We start from the raw sequence: 19,271 nt of genomic DNA, 5'->3' as shown, positions 1-19,271 counted from the left end.
GCGTCGATTAAGGTCCGGACCGTCCGGTCCGATCCTCTGCCTCCGTCGGGCCCTTTCGCTCCGTCCGGGCCTCGATGGAGACGAAGGTCTCGTGATAGGGGGCGCCGAAGCCGGGGCTCGAGAGGGGAGGCGTGAGGGCGTTGAGGCCGGGCCGTCCCTGGGGGAGGACGACGATTCCCTCGCTCAGCCCCTCCTGGGCCCGCACCTCCACGTCCAGGCCCTGCCCGTTCTGTGCCGTGAGGCGGATCCGATCGCCGTCGGCCAGCCCCCTTCGATCCATCTCCGCCGGGGTCAGGCGCGCCTCCAGGGGATCGTCGGCCTCGGGGGCGTCCCAGCTCTGGCCGTTGATGTAGGAGGCGACGTGGACCGTCACGAGACGGAGCCCGCCGCGGGGGGAAAGGGGCTCGGGCAGGAAGAGGGGGAGGACGGCCCGGGCCTCGGGGTCGCTCCAGAACTGGGGCTCCTCCCAGGCGTAGACGCCGTCGCCGAGGTCTTCGAGGCTCTCGTCGGCCAGGAGGAGGTCGTCCATCTCCTTCATCAGCCTCTCCGGGTCCCTTTTCAGTCCCAGGCGGCGGGCCAGGCCGCCGAAGAGGGCCGTCTCGGGCCGGACCGAAGGCGGCGGGTCGAGGACGGCCTGAGACCGCAGGAGGTAGCGGTGCCAGTAGGAGCCCCGCCAGTCGGGACCCTCTTCGAGGAAGGTCGCGACGGGAAGGACGAGGTCGCAGGCCCGGGCCGTTTCCGTCAGGGTGACGTCGAGGCAGACCTTGAAGGGAATGGAGGCGAAGGCCCGTCGGAGGCCCTTTTCGTCGGGCGCCTGCTGAAGGGGGTTGGCGTTGGTGACGATGAGGTGGCCGATGGGCGGCGTGAGGCCTTCCAGCCTCTCGTGCCAGGTCGCCACGGGAAGGCGTTCCGTCTCGGCGGGCCGGGGGAGGAGGGAGGCGGGGAATCGGGCCATCTCGTCCTTGCCCATGAGGACGGCCCCGCCGGGACCGTCGAAGGCGCCGGTGAGGACGGCCAGGGCCGAGATCCAGCGGTAGCTCTCCTTGCCCTGGAGATAGCGCTGGAGGCCGTAGCCTCCGTAGTGGGTCACGGGGCCGTCGAGGAGGAGCCAGTCGAGAAGGTCCCGGGCCTCGCCCGAGGAGAGGCCCGTCCTTTCCAGGAGGGCCTCGTCGTCCAGTCCCGAGAGGAAGGTCTCGAAGGCCTGCCCGTCGTCGACGCGGCTCCGCCACTTCGGCGAGGCCAGTCCCCGGACGAGGAGGGCGCGGCAGAGCCAGGCGGCGAGAAAGGCGTCGCTTCCGGGGTGGATCCGCCACCAGCGGTCGACGAGGGCCGTCGTCGCCGTGGGACGGATCTCGACGGCTCCCAGGCGGCCTCCTCGGGCGCGGATTTTCCTGAGCAGGGGGAGGAGGTGAAGACTCGTCTCGGCCACGTTGCGACCCCAGAAGAGAAGGGCCCGGGCCGACGCGACGAGGGTCTCGACGGATTGGACGGGGACGACGCCGAAGGTCTCGCGGAGTCCGGCGTTCCCCGCCGAGCCGCAGAGGCTTCCCCTTGTCGTCCTGTAGCCGCCCAGCTCGGCCAGGGGATGGGCCAGGAGCCGTTTGGAGAAGTAGAGGGAGCCCGCTCCCTGGTAGAGGAAGACCGAAAGGGGGCCGTCTCTTTCGACGGTCCGGCCCAGCCGTTCGGCCCAGATGTCCAAGGCGTCGTCGACGGCAAGGGGCAGGAAGGTCTCTCCCCGTCGGAGCAGGGGCGACGTCAGGCGTCCGGCGTCGAAGACCCGCTTCGCCCAGCGTTTCCCCTTGGGGCAGATGAAGGTCGTCCAGGGCAGGCGTCCGTTGGCCTCGATCCGGACCTTCCCGCCGTCGACGTCGACTTTGAAGGCGCAGGCGTCGGGGCAGTCGTGGGGGCAGGCCGAGAAGAAGGTCTTGCCCATCGTCAGGCCTCCTCGAAGGGCCCTGCGCTCTCGGCCCCGTCGCCTTCGATCTCGTCGAGCCTCTCCTCGAAGCCGTAGATGGTGGGGTCGATGGCGTCGACGGCTTCGTTCAGTTCGGCCAGTCCCTCGAAGCCGTAGCCCTGGGGGAGGCGGTTGGCGAAGCGCTTCACCTTGAGCAGGGCCTGGAGGTAGTTGCGCTCGAAGGGTTCGAGGACGTCGGCGGCCGTCATGGCCTGAGGGCGCTCTTTGAGATGGAAGAGGATGGCCATCTCGAGGTTCTCGTCGATGTCCATCTCCCCGTACCAGATGTCGGCAAGAATGTCGCGGAAGCGCTGGCGCTGCGAGGCCGGAACGAGACGGCGGACGGCTTTGGCGATGCGCCGCAGGCCGTCGCGGAGCTCCTCCTCGACGAGGCGGGTGTCGGCCTGGGGAAGGGAGTAGCGGGAGATGTAGCGGGCCTCGTCGGCGACGGAGATCTCCTCTCGGAGGAGCTTGCCGAACTCGGGGCGGAGCGTGACGGAGGCCCGCTCGGGGGCGGCCTGGAGGAGGCGGCGGAAGACGGCGCCCGTCTCCGTTCCCCGGCTTTCGCAGGGGGAGTTCTTGAGCCACGTCACGTAGCCTCTGTCGAAGAGTCCCTTGCGGCCGGCCCGGCCCGCCATCTGGAGGAATTCGTTCTTCGATATGGGCCGTCGGTCGTGGTAACGGACGAGCTGGCCGAAGACGACGCTCTCCGCCGGCAGGTTGACGCCCAGGGCCAGGGCGTTGGTGCCGACGACGACGTCGAGGATCCGCTCGCGGAAGGCCGACTCGACGAGGAGCTTCTCCTTCGGGAGCATGCCGCCGTGGTAGATGCCGACGCCGCGCCGGAGGGGGGCGTCGATGGAGGGGACGTCGAGAATGGCCGCCAGGTCTTCCAGACGGGCCTGTCCCTCGTCGGAGACGGGCGGGCGGTTTTCGGCGATGAGGTCGGCCAGCTCGGCCGCTCCTCTTTGGGAGAAGACGAAGACGAGGGCGTCGTGGATGCGTGCCGTCGAGAGGGGGTGGCGGGGCTTGTAGAGGAGCTTCGTCGCCCGTTCGTGGCTCTCGAAAAGCTCGAAGGGCCGTTCGGCCAGGTGGCTCAGGTACCGTCCCACCTTGTCGGCGCCGCCGAAGGTGGCCGACATGACGAGGATGGGGCTCTCGGGGTGGGTGAGGCGGATTCCGTCGATGTAGGCCCGGGCCCGGTCGGGATCGTCGAAGATGTAGTGGAACTCGTCGATGACGAGGCCGATGCCGCGGCGCCGGGCGTACTTCATCGTGTAGATTTCCTGGGTGCAGCAGATGATGGGCGCCTCGGAGTTCTTCTTGAAGTCGCCCGTCTCGATGCCGACGTCGAAGCCCATGCGGCGCAGATCCATGTAGCGCTCGTTGCTCAGGGCCTTGATGGGCGCCGTGAAGAGGATGGGGCGCGAGGGGAGGTGCCGTCTTCCCTCGACGTCGACGAGGCCCGCCCAGAGGTAGGCGACCCAGGTCTTGCCGCTGCCCGTCGGCGCCGAGAGAACGGCGCTCTTGCCTTCGAGGCGGCGGAAGGCCTCGATCTGCCAGGGGTAGAAGGAATAGCTGTCCATGTAAGGCTCCTCTGTCGCTCAGATGGGGCCGGAGGGCCCTCTACGCTATTGTACCCCAAGGCCTCCCGATGCGTGCCTCTCCGGGAGGGGGTGACCTGTGCAAGGAGGAGAATCGCCGTCGGCCGCTCCGGGAAGGCCTGGCGGCGATAGAGGCAGGGGTCGAAGGGAAAAGGCCCCGGATTTGTCCGGGGCCTTTTCCCTTCGACCCCGAGCCGGCTCGGAGCGGTCGTTCAGCTTCTTCGGGCGGGCAGAAGCCCCGCCGGATCGGAGGCGTCGGTGCGGAAGAAGGCCACCCGCCGCCTGAGGTCCTCGCCGATGCGGGCCAGTCCCTCGGCGCCCTTGGCGACGCGCTCGGCCGCCGTCGCCACCTCGACCACCTGGTCGCGGACGTTGCGCGCCATGGCGTTGGAGTCGTTCACCTTGCCGGCCATGTCCTGGACGGCCGAGGCGATCTCCCCGCTCGAGGCGGCCTGCTCCTCGCTGACGGCGGCCAGGTCCTGGGCCGATCCGGCGATGTTCTCCAGCCCCTTCAGGATGAGGCCGATCTTCGCCGAGGCCTCCCGGACGAGGCCGTCGGCGTTGCGGGCCCCCTCGCGGTTCCGGTCCGCCCCGGCGCGGACCGAGGCCAGGTCGGAGGCGATGGACCCCGCCAGGTCGGCGATGTTACGGGCCGCCCCGTTGGACTCCTCGGCCAGCTTGCGCACCTCCTCGGCGACGACGGCGAAGCCCCGGCCGTGCTCGCCCGCCCGGGCCGCCTCGATGGCGGCGTTGAGGGCCAGCAGGTTCGTCTGGTCGGCGATGCCCGAGATGACGGCCACGATCTTCTGGATCTGGGCCGCCTTCTCGGCCAGGGCCACCGCGGCCTTCGACGAGGCCTCGGCCTCCTTCGTCACCTCCGTCATGGTGACGACGGTCCGCGTCACGGCCTCCATGCCCGACTCCCCGGCCCTGCGGGCCTCTTCCACTTCGGCCGAGACGTCGCCGCTGCGGTTGGCCGTCGTCGTGGCCCCGGCGGCCACCTCCTCGACGGAGGCGTTGAGCTCTTGCCCTATGGCGGCCAGGTTCTCCATGGCCCCTCCCACGGTCTCGACGCCGCCGCGGGCCTCTTCGACTCCGGCGTTGGACTCCTCGGCCAGGGAGGCGAACTCCTGGGCCTCGTGGCCCAGGCGGGCGGCGATCTCGGCCACGGCGGCGATGACCTCGCTCAGGCTGCGCCCCATCCGTTCCAGCCCCGAGGCGATGGAGGCCACCTCGTCGCGACCCTCGTCGGAAAAGGAGACCGTCAGGTCCCCCTCGGCGAAGCGGGCCACGAGACCCTGAAGGCGACTCAGGGGGCGCGTCACCGACGAGGCCAGCAGAAGGCCCGAAAGGGCGCCCAAAGCGAGGGAGGCCAGGGCCAGGGTGACGAGGAGCCTGGCGGAGGCCGCCGCCTCTTCCTTGTTGGCGCTGTTGGCCTTTTCCGCCGTCTCCGAGGAGCGGGCCGAGAGGGCCGCCACCGTCTCCTGGTAGCGTTCCAGGGCGGGCAGCGTCTCGTCGCGGAAGAGGGCGTAGGCCTCGGCGTTGCGGTTGGCCATGGCCAGTGCGATCGTCCTCTCCTGGCTCACGCGGGCCTCTCCGATGTACTGCCGCGCCGCCGCGAACTGTTCCTTCTCGAAGGAGTCGAGACGGGTCTTGCCGTAGTTGGACAGATCGGCGTCGGCGATGGCCTGGCGCCGCTCGATGTCGGCCATGAGGGCCCTGTTTTCGTTCTCGTCCGTCGTCAGCAGGAGGGCGAGGATGTTGGCCCTGACGGCCTGGGCCTGGACGCGGGCATCGGTGAGCCAGTAGACGGGAAGGAGACATTCGTTGTAGAGGCCGTCCATGTCGGCGACGACCTGCGACTCGCCCCTGTAGCCTATGAAGGCGACAAGGGCCGTGAAAAGGCAGAGAAGGCCCGTCAGGGCCAGCAGGCGGAATCGGATGGAGACGCTGCGCATTCCTCTCATAAAGGCATCATGCTCCTCTCGGGGAAAAGAGTGGATGGGGTTTTGCCCTTTTCTTTCCTTTTCCGGCTTTCGTTTCGGATTTTGCGGCCGGGGCCTCCGAGGGCCCGGCGCGCGAGTTGCGTCAAACACCTCCTCGTTTCCCGGCAAAAGACCTTCAGGGCGAAGGGAGAAAACCCATTCAGCCTCTTTTGGCAAACATAAAATAAGACGACCCCATCGGTCTGCTGTTTTTGGGTTTTATCGGACCAAACCCGCCGTAGGGTCGAAGTTGAACAGAATTGACGGTATAAATGGAAAAATACATTATCCATTATATTTAACGTAAAAATGGGAAATGCCACCAACGTCGAGAAATATCTGTTTGAATCCGCAAACTTATCTTTGCGACGGGCTGTAGTTTGAAGAATACCCTATTTCGTTGATCCTGTCGTTAAAAAATTAAAATATTTATAGTTCAATCTGGGGAAAAATTTTTAATAGTGCACGATCTTGCAGGCCTGGAGCCGTAAGGGGGGCGTTTCTCGAACGGGGGAGGGGGGAACCGTTTGCGGCGTTCCGGGAGCGCGTCGCGTCGTGCCGATCGGAGGCTCTCGGGGCATTTCGAGATCGGCGGGCAAAGAAGGGCGGAGATTCCGTCGGTACGGTCGCGAAGCGCGCGGGCTCGATGGACCTGTCTCGAAACGATGCCGACGAAGCGGTAGAGCGACCCGGGGTTGACGATCCTGCCCCTTCGCCCCGTCCTTTTCGGAAGGGGTCGGCGACGGCCAAGGCCGAAGCAGAGAGGCCGTCGTCGGCCGCTCCTTGCCCTCTCTGCCGGGCCGGCTCCGTGTTAGACTGAGGTCGCAGAAGGACGTTCAAGGAGGTCTTTATCGTGTCGGAAAAGCGTTTTTTCATCGGATCCGATTTCCGCGCTCTCTTTCCCTCGGCTCGGATCGGCGTCGTCGTGGCCTGCGACATCGACAACGGAGGCGTCTCCGAGGGGAAGGCCCGCCTCGAACGGGCCGGAGCGAAGGCCCTGGAGGGCCTGGGGCAGACGCCCTTGGCGGACCATCCCGATCTGGCCTGCTGGCGCAGGGCCTACAAGGTCTTCGGCGCCCCCAAGGGGCATCGAAGTTCCGTCGAGGCCCTCGTGCGGCGTGTGGCCTCGGGGAAGGGGATTCCCACCATCAACCCCCTCGTCGATCTCTACAACGCCCTCTCTCTGGAATTTCTCTTCCCCGCCGGAGGGGAGGATCTCGACGCCGTCGTCGGCGACGTCCGCCTCGTCCTTGCCGCCGGAGGGGAGTCCTTCGTCCCCCTCGGAGCGGACGAGAGCGACCCTCCCCGCCAGGGCGAGGTGATCTACCGCGACGACGAGGGGGTCCTCTGCCGCTGCTGGAATTGGCGCGAGGCCCGGAGGACCTGCCTTTCGCCATCGACGAAGAGGGCCCTCCTCGTCATGGAGAACCTCGATCCCGGCCGGGACGATGCCTTCGGCGCCGCCCTGCTGGCCCTGGCCGAGGGCGTCGAAAGGCTGGGCGGCAGGGGGGAGATCCACCTTCTCGACGGGGAGGAGAACGCCTTCCTCCTCCCTTCGCGATAGGATTTCGCCTCGGAGGAGGCGTTCTTGAAAGGGTTTCTGTTTCGCCCCCTCTTTTCGTCGAGCTCCTGCCGCCGAGATCTCCCGCCCGGAGGTCCCCCGTCGGTAGGGGGTCTGTCCGATCGGCGGGACGGTTCTTCCCCGTCGATCGGAGGAGAGTCTCCCTTGGGCCCGGCCCGATGGGGGTACGGAAGAGCCCTTGTCGGCGCGCTTTCGGCGCGGCGAGGGGGCCCGGTGTGTCTTGCGGGAAAGGATGGAAGACCATGTTCGGAGCCGACAGGGAAAGCCTCTACCGCCTCATCCTCGACCTCGTCGCCGTCCCCTCCGTCTCGCCCTGCGGCGAGAGCGAGAGGGCCGTCGTGGACCGTCTCGCCGGTCGCCTCGGCGAGCTGCCCTATTTCAGGACTCACGGAGGCGATCTGCGCCTTCTCCCTCTAGAGGGCGACCGGCTGGGGCGCAACCTTCTTTTCGCTCTCGTCCGGGCCGGCCGGAAGACGGACAGGACGGTCCTCCTCATGGGCCATCTCGACGTCGTCGGCGTCGAGGTCTGCGGCCCTCTGGCTCCTCTGGCCTTCGACGCCGAGGCCTACACGGCCGCCGTGGGCCGCGCCTCCCTGTCCGACGAGGTCCGGGCCGATCTCGATTCGGGCCAGTGGCTTTTCGGTCGCGGCGTGGCGGACATGAAGACGGGCGTCGCCGTCTTCGCCTCCGTCCTGGCCGACCTGGCCGCCCGTCGCGACGCGATGGGCGTCAACGTGGCCCTTCTGGCCCTTCCCGACGAGGAGTGCAACTCGGGCGGCATGTTGGGGGCCCTCCCCTGGCTGAAACGTTTCGGCGACGACGAGGGGCTGCGTTTCGTCGCCTGCGTCGACGGCGAGCCCTCCATCGGCACGGGAGACGGCAACAGGGCCTCGATCCATCTCGGCGCCGTGGGGAAGATCAATCCCTTCGTCTACTTCCTCGGCCGCGAGACCCACCTGGGCGAATACTACGAGGGTCTCAACGCCAATTTCATGACGGCCCACTTCGACGTCCTCGTCGAGGGCAACCCCGACCTGGCCGACCGTCTCGACGGCGAGGCCTTCACCCCCTTCGCCTCCCTCCGTCATCGCGACGGCCGCGAACAGTACTGCTGTTCCGTCTCGGACCGCTCCTGGTCCTACTACAGCTACTTCACGGCCACGAAGGGGCCCGGCGAGCTGCTGGAGCAGGTCCGGGCCCTGGCCGCCGAGGCGGGGCGCCGTGCCATCGACTGCCATCGGCGCTCGGCCGAGGGCTTTTTCCGTCTCGGCAAGCCCGAGGCGGCCCTCCCGTCGTGGACGATGGCCGTCCTCACCTACGACGAGCTCAAAGAGCGTCTCCGGAACCGCATCGGCGAAGAGGCCCTCCGCGCCGCGACGGAAAGCCTCCTGGGGAGCTCGGGAGACGAGCGGGACAGGGCCATGGCCCTCGTCGACGGCCTCCTGTCCCTTTCGGGCGAGAGGGGACCCCTGGCCGTCGTGGGCTACCTCATGCCCTGCTACCCCCACAGGTCCAATCGGGAACGAAGCGACGGCGACCGGGCCATGGCCTCGGCCGTCCGCTCCCTCGTCGTCGAGGCCAGGGAGCGTTTCGGCGTCGAGCTCCAGATACGCTCCCTTTACGAGGGCGTCTGTGACCTGAGCTACTGCGGCCTTCCGGAAGGCCTTGAGGCCATGGCCCCCTTCGAGGCCAACGTTCCGGGCTACGGCAGGCTCTACCGGTTGCCTCTGGCGGAGATGGCCTCTCTCGACATGGCCATCGTCAATCTCGGCCCCATCGGTCGCGACGCCCACAAGCTCTCGGAGCGGATTCACCTGGGCTACGCCCTCGACGTCCTTCCCCATCTCGTGCGGGGGCTCGTCGATCGCCTGGGTTCCTGATCGGCCTTTCTCCGGCCTGAAAGGGCCGACGGAACGGCGGGACCCTTCGTGCGGGAACGAGGCCGGGCTCCGACACCGTCGGAGCCCGGGAGAAGTCTTTTCTCTTCCCCGGCGACATTCTCTTCCCCGGCCCTTGACGGCCCTCTTTTCAGGTGCTATAAAAGCCGCAATCGACGAAAGGGGTTTTTCTCGTGGCGCGTGGTTTCCTCCTCTCCTGTTGGTCCGGCTCGGCCTGCCGTTCATCTCTTTTCGGGATGAGCGCGCTTCGCCTATAGACCGGCCGGAAGCCTGATCGTCGGGAGAGCGGTAAGCCGCCAACCCCTTTTTCGAAAACGACGGAACGCAGACGGGCCGAAACGAGGGCCCGTCTTTTTTATCCCCGGAAGGAGGTTCCATGATGGCAGAGTATCTTTTTACGCCCGGCCCCGTCACGACGTCACCTGAAGTGCTTCTGGCCGGAGCCAGGCCCATGATGAGCCACAGAGGGCCTCGTTTCTCGGCACTTCTGAGGCGTCTTCAGAACCGCCTCAGAGATCTTCTCGACGTGGACGGTCCCGTCCTGCTTCTGCCCGGATCGGGAACGGGAGCGCTGGAGCTTCTGTCCATGAATCTCGTGACGCCTGAGGACCGTGTCCTCTCCCTCTCCTGCGGCGTCTTCGGCGAGCGTTTCCGCGAGATCGTCGCCCGCCGCGGCGCGACGATGGCCGCCGTCGATGTCGAGCCGGGTCGGGCCGTCACCGTCGAGGGGCTGCGTCGGGCCCTGGCCGAGCATCCGGAGACGACGGTCCTTCTCCTGACCCACAACGAGACGTCGACGGCCGTCACCAACGACATCGGGGCTCTCGTCGCCTCTTTGCCCGAAGAGGGACGACCCCTGGTCCTCGTCGACGCCGTCAGTTCCCTGGGAGCCATGGCCTGTCATCCCCAGAGGTGGGCCGTCGACGGCCTGGCCTCGGCGAGCCAGAAGGGGCTCGTGACCCCTCCCGGCCTGGCCCTGGCCTGGCTTTCGCCCCGGGCCTGGGAGAGGGCGTCGGCCGTCGCCTCGCCGAGTTATTTCTTCGACGCCGGACTTCACCGCCGTTTCCTGGAGAAGGAGGAGCCCGAAAACCCCTACACGCCTCCGGTGAGTCTTCTCTTTTCTCTCGACGAGGCTCTCGCCCGGATGGTCGAGGAGGGCTTCGTCCGTCGCTTCGCGTCGCGCCGCCGCTTCGCCTCGGCCCTTGTCGCCGGGGCCTCGGCTCTGGGGCTTGTGCCTTTCGTGGCCGACGAGAGGGCCCGCTCTGCGGGCGTGACGGCCCTGGTCGTTCCCGGAAATCGGGCCGTCGAACTCCAGAGGGCCCTTCGGGGGCTGGCCGTCGAGGTGGCGGGGGGGCAGAAGGACATGAAGGGACTTCTCGTTCGGGTGGCCCATTACGGCGACGAGGGATGGCCCGAGCTGGCTCTCGTCCTGGGCGCTCTCTACGGCGCCATGAGAGAGGTCGGCCTTGCCTGCGGATCGGCCTTTGTGGAGAGGGCTTTCGAGGCCTGGGAGGAGCGAGTCTGATGTTCAAGGTCCTGGTAACGGAAAACATTCACGAGGCGGGGGTGGCCCTCTTCTCCGCCGCCCCGGACGTGAAGCTGGAACAGAAGGTGGGGCTGAGCCGGGCCGAACTCCTCGAGGCCGTCGCCGACGTCGATGCCCTCGTCACCCGCAGCGGGACGCCTCTCGACGGGGAGATCCTCGACCATGCCCGGTCCCTGCGCGTCGTGGGGCGGGCCGGCGTGGGCGTCGACAACATCGACCTCGCCGAGGCCAGCCGTCGGGGCGTCGTCGTCATCAACGCCCCGACGGGCAACACCCTGGCGGCGACGGAACAGACCCTGGCCCTCATGCTCGCCCTCGTGCGCCGTCTGCCTCAGGCCCACGCCTCGCTGACGGCGGGCCAGTGGCGGCGCAAGGACTTCATGGGGCGCCAGCTTCACGGCAAAAAGCTGCTTGTCGTGGGCCTGGGCCGCATCGGATCTCAGGTGTCCATCCGTGCCCGGGCCTTCGGCATGGACGTCTCGGCCTATGATCCCTACATCGCTCCGGCTCGGGCGGAAAAGCTGGGCGTCGCCCTTCTCGACGATCTTCAGGGAGCCCTCTCCCTGGCCGATGTCGTGACGATTCACGTCCCTCTTACGGACGAGACGCGGGGCATGATCGGCCTCCGGGAGCTCAAGTCGATGAAGGCCGGAGCCTATTTCATCAACTGCGCCCGAGGCGGCCTCGTCGACGAGGAGGCCCTGGCCGCCCTTCTCCGCGAGGGACGCCTGGCCGGCGCCGCCTTCGACGCCTTCAGCGTCGAACCGCCGACGGCCGATCATCCCCTTCTGGCCCCCGATCTTCGCGACAGGGTCGTTCTCACGCCCCACATCGGCGCCAACACCCAGGAGGCTCAGTCGGCCGTGGCCGAGATCGCCGCGACGAATGTCCTGGCCGCCCTCCGAGGTGAGCCCTACGAGCACGCCGTCAACCTTCCTTTCATGGAAAGCCTTCTGACGGGCCGCAAGAGGCGTTATCTCTCGCTGGCCCGCAAGCTGGGCATTCTGGCCGCCAATCTCCTCTCGGGGGCGCCGCGGCAGGTGACGGTCACTCTCAGAGGCTCTCTTTTTTCGGACGAGGACGAGCGGGTCCGCTTCGAACTGCCCTATCGCTATTCTCCTTATACGGTGAGTTTCCTCAAGGGCTTTTTCGAGGTCCATCAGGGGCCGGAGGTGAACTACATGTCGGCGCCTCTGCTGGCCGAGGACCGGGGGCTTTCCGTCGACGAGGCCAAGGGAGAGGCGACGACCTACAACAATCTCATCGAGGTCCGCGTCAGCGACGGCGACGGGGATGTCTCCATGAGCGCCACCGTGACGGAAGAGGGCAAACAGCGCGTCGTCGGCCTCAACGGCTACTGGATCGATCTCGTGCCCGAGGGGAGGCTTTTTCTCTTCAGCAACCACGATCGGCCCGGCGTGATCGGCAAGGTGGGGACCATGCTCGGCGAGGCCCGCGTCAACATCGCCAACTTCGCCCTGGGCCGCCGCAACGGCAGCGGCCTTGCCCTGGGGGCCCTTCAGATCGATCACGACGTTCCCGTCGACGTGCTGGAGCGCTTCCGCGCCGATCCCGACGTGCTCTGGGCCGAGACGGTCGTCTTCGCCGAGGGGATCTGACAATGCGCCTTTTCATCGTGCGCCACGGCGAGACGGACTGGAACGTGACGGGACGCTTTCAGGGACGCAACGACATCGCCCTCAACGACAGGGGGCTCGAGCAGGCCCGACGTCTGGCCGGGGCTCTGGAGAAGGTCCCCTTCGACCGCCTCTGGAGCAGTCCCCTCTCTCGGGCCCTCGAGACGGCGCGGGCCGTCGCCCTCCTGCAGGGCAAGTCCGTCGAGATCGACGAGGGGCTGACGGAGATCTCCCACGGCGAGTGGGAGGGACTCGACGGGGCCGAAGTGGAGCGACGCTGGCCCGGCGATCTGGCCCGCTGGCACGGGACGCCCCATCTCCTGGCCATGCCCGGCGGGGAGTCTCTCCTCGACGTCCAGAGGCGCTCCGTCGAGGCCCTCGACCGCGTCGTCGCCGCCGGCGGAGAGAATGTCCTCGTCGCCGCCCATGACGCCGTCATCAAGGTCCTTCTCTGCGCCTGTCTGGAGATGCCGCTGCGCTGCTTCTGGCGCTTTCAGGTGGGAAACGGCAGCGTGACCCTTCTGGAGCCGACGGCGCGGGGCTGGTCCGTCCCTCTTCTGGGCGATACGTGCCACCTGGGCGATCCCTATTTCCGACCTCTGCAGAAAGGCCTCTGAGACCGGTTCCCGTCGCGACCCCACGGGGAAGTCTCTCATAGTAGAATGGTCTTGCCCTGACGGGGCGGTGGGACTTCTTCCTCCCCGTCGGAGGAGGGGCGAGTCCCTCCGACGTCAGGGTCCCATTTCGAGGAGGTGGTCGCCGTGACGTCGCGGATGGAGTTGCTCAGCCGTCTCGCCGTGGAAAATCAGACTAAGATGGTCCTGCTCGTCGTCGATGGCCTCGGGGGACTGCCGGGGCCCCGTGGGCTGACGGAGCTGGAGTCGGCCCGGACGCCTCACCTCGACGAGCTGGCCGCCAGAGGCGAGACGGGCCTGCTCGAGATGGTCGATCTGGGGATCACGGTCGGCAGCGGGCCGGGGCATTTGGCCCTTTTCGGCTACGATCCTCTGGAGTTTTCCGTCGGCAGGGGCATCCTGGAGGCCCTGGGCGTCGGCGCCGCCGTCGGCCCCGGCGACATCTGCGCCCGGGGCAATTTCTGTCGCTGGGGCGAGCGGGAGATCGTCGTCGACAGGCGGGCCGGCCGCCTTCCGACGGAACGGAGCCGCCAGATCCTGGAGAGGCTGGGCCGCGAGATTCCCGAGATCGACGGCGTTCGCGTCACCTGCTACCCCTCGCAGGAACATCGCTTCGTCGTCGTCTTCTCCGGAGCGGGGCTTGACGAAAGAGTGACCGATGCCGATCCCCAGAAGGAGGACAGGCCCATGAGGTGGGCCACGGCCCGGGCCCCCGAGGCCGAGTTCACGGCCCGGACGGCCAATGCCTTCATCCGCCGCGTCGCCGAAGTCCTCGAGGGCGATCCCCAGGTTTCGTCCTGTCTCCTTCGCGGATTTTCCGGCGTCCCCCTTCTGCCCGACCTGAAGTCGCTCTACCGGATCCGGTCCGCCGCCCTCGCCGACTATCCCATGTACAGGGGGCTGGCCCGCCTCGTCGGGATGAACATTCTCGAAAGCGGTCCCCGGTACGGCGATCTTTTCCACGCCGTTCAGGCCTACTGGGATGACTACGATTTCTTCTACGTTCACGTCAAGGCGCCCCATCTCGCCGGCGAGGACGGGGATTTCGTCGGCAAGGTCCGCGCCCTCGAGGCGCTGGACGAGGAGCTGAACCTCCTGACCGACCTTCAGCCGACGGTCTTCGTCGTCACCGGCGACCACAGCACGCCCAGTCTTCTGAAGGGGCACTCCTGGCACCCCGTGCCCCTTCTTTTTTTCAGCCCCTACGGCCGCCCCGACGATGCCGTCTCCTTCGGCGAACGCGTCTGCGCCCGAGGGGGGCTGGGAAAAATCGAAGCCTCGAAGCTCATGGGACTCATGTTGGCCCACGCCTTGAGACTGATGAAATACGGCGCCTGATGACGCCAGGAGGGATACCGACTTGACGGAAACCGTTCAGCGCTGCACGATCTCCGAAATCCGCAATCTCGCCGACGGACAGGCCTTCAAAGGTTCCTTCGTCGTGCAGAAGATCTCTCGACGCAAAGATAAAAACGATCGCCCCTTCTGGGATCTCCATGTCATGGACCGGACAGGGACGGTCGAGGGGAAGGTCTGGTCCGACGCCGTCTGGTTCGACTTCCCCGACGGAGCCGAGCCCCTCCGGATCGACAACGAGGATCGGATCGGCCGGGACGGCCTCGACGGTCAGACCGTCGGCCTCCGGGGCAAGAAGGTCACCTTCAACGGCCGACCGCAGGTCAACTTCACGGCCCTCTTCCTCCTGGACCAGAAGAGCCATCCGCCTCACGACTTCGTCCAGCGTTCCCCCGTTCCCGAGGAGGAGCTCCAACGTCGTTTCGAGGCCCTGCGCGCCCTCTGCGCGGGTTCCGTCGGCGCCTTTCTCGACTTCGTCTTCTCCGGCGAGAGAGGAGCCTCTTTCCGCGTGGTGCCGGCCGCCGTCAGCCATCATCACGCCTACGTCCACGGCCTGCTGGAGCATACCGTATCCGTGGCCGAGAACGCCTTCGCCCTGGCCCGTTCCAACAGGGACCGGGGGCTCGCCGTCGACGTGGCCCTGACCGTGGCCGGTGCCCTGATCCACGACCTGGGCAAGATCGAGTCCTACGTCCTCAACCCCACTCCGGAGGTCACCGTCGAGGGGACCTTTCTCGACCATATCCCGCTGGGATTCGCCCTCTTTTCCCGTCTGGCCGACGAATTCGGCCTCGAAGGGGAGGAGCGGACGCTTTTGGGACACATCATCCTGAGCCACCACGGTCAGAAGGAGTATGGGTCGCCCGTCCTTCCCGCCTCGCCGGAGGCCCTCATCGTCGCCGCCGCCGACGAGTTGGACTTTCGCCTCTTCTGCTGGAGGGAGGCCGTTTCCGACCTCGACGAGGGAAGGGAAATCAGCGATTTCCACCGCTCCACCCAACGCCGCTTCTGGAAGCGGAGCCCCTTCGCTCAGGAGGTGACATCGTGAGCCATCAGTTTCAGGTCAGCCCTCACGACGAGGGACGACGAGCCGACAGAATCGTCAGGGCCCTCTATCCCGATCTTCCCCTGGGAGGGCTGATGCGCGCCTTCCGCAAGGGGCTCATCCGCGTCGACGGCAAGAAGGCGAGCTGTTCCGACCATCTCTCGGGGGGACAGATCGTCGACGTTCCCTTCGAGGTCCCGACGCGGGCGGAACGTCCCGCCGGAGCGAGGGGAGGGGAGGCCTCCCTTCCCCTGATCTTCGGCGACGACAACATCCTCGTCGTCGACAAGCCCTGGGGGCTGTTGACTCAGCCGGCGGCGCGGGGAGACGACAGCGTCGCCTCCCGCCTTCTCGCCCTGTCCGTTGCCGGAGAGGGGTTCTTCCGCCCCACGCCGGTCCACCGTCTGGACCGCAACACGTCGGGGACGCTGCTCGTGGCCCTCAACGGACCGGCCCTGAGAGAGCTTCATCAGGCCTGGAGAGATCGGGCCGTTCTCAAGGTCTACGTGGCCGTCGTCGTCGGCGACATTCCCCTCCACGGCGAAATCGAGCTGCCCCTTCTCAAGAAGACGGGCAACCGCGTCGTCGTCTCCGAAGAGGGGCAGGAGTCTCTGACCCGTTTCCGGCGCCTCGACGGCGACGGCGATCTCTCCCTCGTCGAGGTGGAGCTCGTCACGGGCCGTCCCCATCAGGCCCGGGTCCATCTGGCGGCTCAGGGCTTTCCCGTTTTGGGCGACGTCAAATACGGCTCCGAAGAGGCCAATCGCCTCTGGCGCCGTCGAGGTCTCGACCGCCCCCTGCTCCATGCCCGGAGTCTCACCTTCCGGGAGATGGAGGCGCCCCTGGCCTATCTGACGGGACGGACCTTCCGTGCCCCTTTCCCGGAAGATATGGCCGAAGTGATCCGCCTCAGGGGTTGGAGGAATTACCTGTAGGGGGTATAATGGACGCAAACTTCAACGTAGGGGGAGATGAAGGAAATGCGTCGATTGACGTTGGAAGTGACGGAGAAGGCCAGGGAGAAGCTCGACGCCTTCGGCAAAGAGGGATATGTGCGCGTCGTCATGCTGGGAAGCGGCTGATGCCGCGTCCCGGCCGCCCTCGTCGAGGGCGGGAAGCCTGCCGTTGCCGATGACTACGAGTCCCTGACTGTCGAGGACTATGTCGTCTGGGTCCCGAAGGAACTGGATTTCCGCAACAATAAGGTCGTCGTCGATATGAAGGGCATCCTCTGGAACGCCCGGCTTCAGGCCACGACCGCCCTTATCGGGTAGACGGACGAGGAGGCGGCCCCGATCGGGGCCGCCTCCTCGTCCTCGCCTCGGGAATGGTACAATACACGGCATGGGAAGATCCGTCGAAGGAGGGGAGAGGACCATGGAGCGAAGACGTCTCCTGTTGGCCGGTGAGCAGGCGGAGGGTCGCGTCCCTTCGTCGTTTCTCGTCGCCGCGGCGCTGCATCAGAAGGGCTACCGCCTGCGCCTCTTCCTGGTCGGCACCGATCCTCATCTGTCCGTTTTGCTCCAGCGTCTCTGCGAGCAGGAAGTGACCCTTCTCGATCCCTGGCTCTGCGGTACGACGAAGAATCTGCGGGCCCTTTTTCAGGCGGCCTCGGACGAGAGCGCCCTCAACCTGATCCTGGCCCCCCTGGCTCCGGGGAGGCTCGAAGAGGGAAAGGTCCGTATTCATCCCTCGACGGTCGAGGTGGCCCGACAGATCGGCGGAGCCCTGATCCCGCTGATCTACGGCGACGGCTCGTCGATGGTGACGGCCCACCTGGCTCAGGATGTCCTCCGCGAGATGAAGCGGCTCGATATGGGCGAGCCGGCGGCCCTGGTCTTTTCCTCTCTTCCCAATCTCCGGGAATATCAGCTTCTGGAGCTGGAAATGGGTCGGCGAATGCCGTCGCTGGGGCTCGGTTTCGTTCCCCGTCATCTGGAGCGCTCCCTGCCCCCGATGGAGGAACTTCTCGACGACGAGCTCTGGCGGCAGGCGACCCTTTCCCTCAGGGTGGCGGCGGCTCAGCTCGAGTCCCTCAGCGGCCAGATCGGATGGCCTTTCTTCGCGGCTCTTGCCGCCTTCTACCGTTCATGGGAGCCCTCTCCCTTCCCTCTCGATCCCCTTCCGGCCCGCCCCCTCGTCTCCCTGCTCCGCCCTCAGGGCGTCGATGTGGCCGGCAACAACATCCGACTTTTTCTGGAGGGACTGGACTGCCGCCTCGTCGAAGCCTCCCTGACGGAAGGGCGCCTTGCCGACAGGGCCGACGCCGTCATCGTCCTGCCCGGCGCGGCCACGAGGATCCTCCTCGCTCTGGCCTCCAACGGCACCCTTCGCTCCCAGCTCTCCCTCTCCCTCCTCGGCCGACGTCCCCTTCTGGTCATGGGCACGGCCCTGCCCCCCCTGGGCAGACGGATTATCCTGGGAGGAAATTCCGTGCGCGGCCTCGATTTCTTCCCCTTCGAGACGCTGCTCGAGGGAGCGCAGGGAGTGGAGGGCCTTTTCGAGGCGGGGATTCCTTCCGAGACGGGCGACGCCTTCCTCCGCGGCAGGGAAAGGCTGCGAGGCTGGCTTCCCAAGGGCTTCCAGATTCAGGATGCCTTCGACATCGCCGATGACGTCTGGAGCCTTTTCGACGACAAGGGAAGCCCACAGCCCCGCTGCGGGGGGTGGTCTTCGGGTCCCTCCGTCGTGACGCCTCTCGTCTTTGAGTTTTGGAGCCAGCCTGCGGTCTTCCGCCGTTGGCTTTCCTGAGCGGCTATCTTGCGGAAGATCGAAAGGGAGTGGACTGTCATGACGGGAACGAGAGAGGACCAGCGTCTTCTGGGAGCCCAGCTGCTCGCCGAAGCGGAGGATGTCTCCGACAGGATCGTGACGTGGCGGCGGGAATTTCACCAATTTCCCGAGTTGGCCTTTGAAGAGAACATCACGGCCTCGCGCGTCGCCCAGATCCTGGAAGCCCTGCCGGGAATGAAGGTCCATCGTTCCTTCGGCGTCGCGACGGCCGTCGTCGCCCTTCTCGGCGAGGATCTTCCCGGCCCCGCCCTTCTGCTCCGTTGCGGCATGGATGCCCTGGCCCTCGACGAGGAGACGGGGCTGCCCTTCGCCTCGTGCATTCCGGGGCTGATGCATGCCTGCGGCCACGACGCTCACATGGCGACGCTCCTCGGCGTCGCCACGATTCTGTCGGGGCGCCTTCACGATCTGTCCCGTCCCGTCGTTTTCCTCTTTCAGCCTGCCGAAGAGGGGCGTGCGGGGGCCAAGGCCCTCATCGGCGCCGGCCTTTTCGAGCGTTTCTCCATCGATCTCGTCCTGGGGATCTACTTCCGTCCCCGCCTTCCCTTCGGCGTCCTCGCCCTTAGGCCGGGAACGATGACGGCCCTTTCCGATCGCATCCACATCGAGATCCAGGGGACGGGCGGCCACGCCGCCTCGCCGCACCGGGCCATCGATACCGTCACCATCGGCGCCCATCTTCTGCTGGCCATTCAGAACGTCGTCAGCCGAGAGGTCGATCCCCAGGAGACGGCCGTCATCTCCTTCGGTCAGGTGGAGGCCGGCGACGCCTACAACGCGATCCCCAAAGAAGTTCATCTCTGGGGGACGCTGCGGGCTTTCGACGGGGAGGTCCGCGACCTCGTCAAGGAGCGGCTCGAGTCCCTCGTCCCTCTCATCGCCCGGGCCTACCGGGCCAATGCCCACGTCGAGTACGCGAAAAACTACCCCTCCGTCGAGAACGATCCGGAGAGGACGGCGGAGCTGATGGAGCGGGCCCGCCTCTTTTTCGGCGACGAGGCCGTCGAAGTCATGGAGCGCCCCGTCCTCTCCGGGGAGGACTTCGCCTTCTACGGAGATCAGGCCCCTTCCGTCTTCATGTTCATCGGAACGGGAGAGACCTACGACGTCAACCACCCCAAAAACGACGTTCCCGAGGCTGTCCTTCCCCTGGCGGCGGCGTGGCAGGCCTTCCTGGCCCTGACCATGTAGGCCTCCGGCGCGATGGACGCCCCTTCCGTGGCCCTTGCGGGGAAC

Annotated in this window: 13 protein-coding genes; 10 read left to right on the top strand and 3 right to left on the bottom strand. The window is 66.8% G+C overall.

Going from position 1 to position 19,271, the window contains the following annotated elements; all coding sequences use genetic code 11:
• Positions 1–7: 7 nt before the first annotated feature.
• The 3 genes from KAR29_RS06290 to KAR29_RS06280 all read right to left on the bottom strand — a co-directional run bounded on the left by KAR29_RS06290 (position 8) and on the right by KAR29_RS06280 (position 5,525).
• On the bottom strand, positions 8–1,933 hold the full coding sequence (locus KAR29_RS06290) for a molybdopterin-containing oxidoreductase family protein (protein ID WP_274374760.1): 1,926 nt from the start codon (positions 1,931–1,933) through the stop codon (positions 8–10).
• 2 nt (positions 1,934–1,935) lie between these two features.
• Positions 1,936–3,540, bottom strand: a complete 1,605-nt coding sequence (locus KAR29_RS06285) for a DEAD/DEAH box helicase (RefSeq protein ID WP_274374759.1) — start codon at positions 3,538–3,540, stop codon at positions 1,936–1,938.
• Between the two features lie 230 nt (positions 3,541–3,770).
• Positions 3,771–5,525, bottom strand: coding sequence for a methyl-accepting chemotaxis protein (locus KAR29_RS06280; RefSeq protein WP_274374758.1), 1,755 nt, complete (start codon positions 5,523–5,525; stop codon positions 3,771–3,773).
• An 871-nt stretch (positions 5,526–6,396) separates the two neighbouring features.
• Between KAR29_RS06280 and KAR29_RS06275 the strand changes: the two genes are divergently transcribed.
• The 10 genes from KAR29_RS06275 (at position 6,397) to KAR29_RS06230 (ending at position 19,226) form a co-directional block, all read left to right on the top strand.
• Complete coding sequence (locus KAR29_RS06275) at positions 6,397–7,107, top strand: B3/B4 domain-containing protein (RefSeq protein WP_274374757.1); 711 nt, start codon at positions 6,397–6,399, stop codon at positions 7,105–7,107.
• Positions 7,108–7,367: 260 nt separating this feature from the next.
• Positions 7,368–9,005, top strand: a complete 1,638-nt coding sequence (locus tag KAR29_RS06270; protein ID WP_274374756.1) for a M20/M25/M40 family metallo-hydrolase — start codon at positions 7,368–7,370, stop codon at positions 9,003–9,005.
• A gap of 397 nt (positions 9,006–9,402) precedes the next feature.
• Complete coding sequence (locus KAR29_RS06265; protein WP_274374755.1) at positions 9,403–10,548, top strand: pyridoxal-phosphate-dependent aminotransferase family protein; 1,146 nt, start codon at positions 9,403–9,405, stop codon at positions 10,546–10,548.
• Positions 10,548–12,188 carry a phosphoglycerate dehydrogenase gene (serA, locus tag KAR29_RS06260; protein ID WP_274374754.1) on the top strand — a complete coding sequence of 547 codons (1,641 nt, stop codon included), beginning with the start codon at positions 10,548–10,550 and terminating at the stop codon, positions 12,186–12,188. Before KAR29_RS06265 ends, serA begins: the two co-directional genes overlap by 1 nt.
• 2 nt (positions 12,189–12,190) lie before the next feature.
• Complete coding sequence (locus KAR29_RS06255) at positions 12,191–12,823, top strand: histidine phosphatase family protein (protein ID WP_274374753.1); 633 nt, start codon at positions 12,191–12,193, stop codon at positions 12,821–12,823.
• Positions 12,824–12,967: 144 nt separating this feature from the next.
• Complete coding sequence (locus tag KAR29_RS06250; protein WP_274374752.1) at positions 12,968–14,179, top strand: 2,3-bisphosphoglycerate-independent phosphoglycerate mutase; 1,212 nt, start codon at positions 12,968–12,970, stop codon at positions 14,177–14,179.
• Positions 14,180–14,201: 22 nt separating this feature from the next.
• Entirely contained in the window at positions 14,202–15,245 is a 1,044-nt protein-coding gene (locus KAR29_RS06245) for a 3'-5' exoribonuclease YhaM family protein (RefSeq protein ID WP_274374751.1), read from the top strand.
• The gene (locus KAR29_RS06240) at positions 15,242–16,177 is read left to right on the top strand and encodes an RluA family pseudouridine synthase (protein WP_274374750.1); all 936 of its coding nucleotides are present in this window, start codon (positions 15,242–15,244) and stop codon (positions 16,175–16,177) included. Before KAR29_RS06245 ends, KAR29_RS06240 begins: the two co-directional genes overlap by 4 nt.
• 442 nt (positions 16,178–16,619) lie before the next feature.
• Positions 16,620–17,993, top strand: a complete 1,374-nt coding sequence (locus KAR29_RS06235) for a hypothetical protein (RefSeq protein ID WP_274374749.1) — start codon at positions 16,620–16,622, stop codon at positions 17,991–17,993.
• Positions 17,994–18,032: 39 nt separating this feature from the next.
• Positions 18,033–19,226 (top strand): M20 metallopeptidase family protein, encoded by a 1,194-nt coding sequence (locus tag KAR29_RS06230; protein WP_274374748.1) that lies wholly within the window; start codon positions 18,033–18,035, stop codon positions 19,224–19,226.
• The last annotated feature ends 45 nt before the right edge of the window (positions 19,227–19,271 follow it).

Origin of the sequence: Aminithiophilus ramosus, assembly GCF_018069705.1 — a bacterium.
GTDB lineage: Bacteria > Synergistota > Synergistia > Synergistales > Aminithiophilaceae > Aminithiophilus > Aminithiophilus ramosus.
The sequence above is the reverse complement of the archived record's forward strand: the minus strand, read 5'-3'. Positions and strand labels throughout refer to the sequence as shown.

Excerpts from the sequence above, each read along its gene's own strand:
- KAR29_RS06290 (WP_274374760.1), bottom strand. The coding sequence starts at position 1,933 with ATGGGCAAGACCTTCTTCTCGGCCTGCCCCCACGACTGCCCCGACGCC.
- KAR29_RS06285 (WP_274374759.1), bottom strand. The coding sequence starts at position 3,540 with ATGGACAGCTATTCCTTCTACCCCTGGCAGATCGAGGCCTTCCGCCGC.
- KAR29_RS06280 (WP_274374758.1), bottom strand. The coding sequence starts at position 5,525 with ATGAGAGGAATGCGCAGCGTCTCCATCCGATTCCGCCTGCTGGCCCTG.
- KAR29_RS06270 (WP_274374756.1), top strand. The coding sequence starts at position 7,368 with ATGTTCGGAGCCGACAGGGAAAGCCTCTACCGCCTCATCCTCGACCTC.
- KAR29_RS06265 (WP_274374755.1), top strand. The coding sequence starts at position 9,403 with ATGGCAGAGTATCTTTTTACGCCCGGCCCCGTCACGACGTCACCTGAA.
- serA (WP_274374754.1), top strand. The coding sequence starts at position 10,548 with ATGTTCAAGGTCCTGGTAACGGAAAACATTCACGAGGCGGGGGTGGCC.
- KAR29_RS06255 (WP_274374753.1), top strand. The coding sequence starts at position 12,191 with ATGCGCCTTTTCATCGTGCGCCACGGCGAGACGGACTGGAACGTGACG.
- KAR29_RS06235 (WP_274374749.1), top strand. The coding sequence starts at position 16,620 with ATGGAGCGAAGACGTCTCCTGTTGGCCGGTGAGCAGGCGGAGGGTCGC.
- KAR29_RS06230 (WP_274374748.1), top strand. The coding sequence starts at position 18,033 with ATGACGGGAACGAGAGAGGACCAGCGTCTTCTGGGAGCCCAGCTGCTC.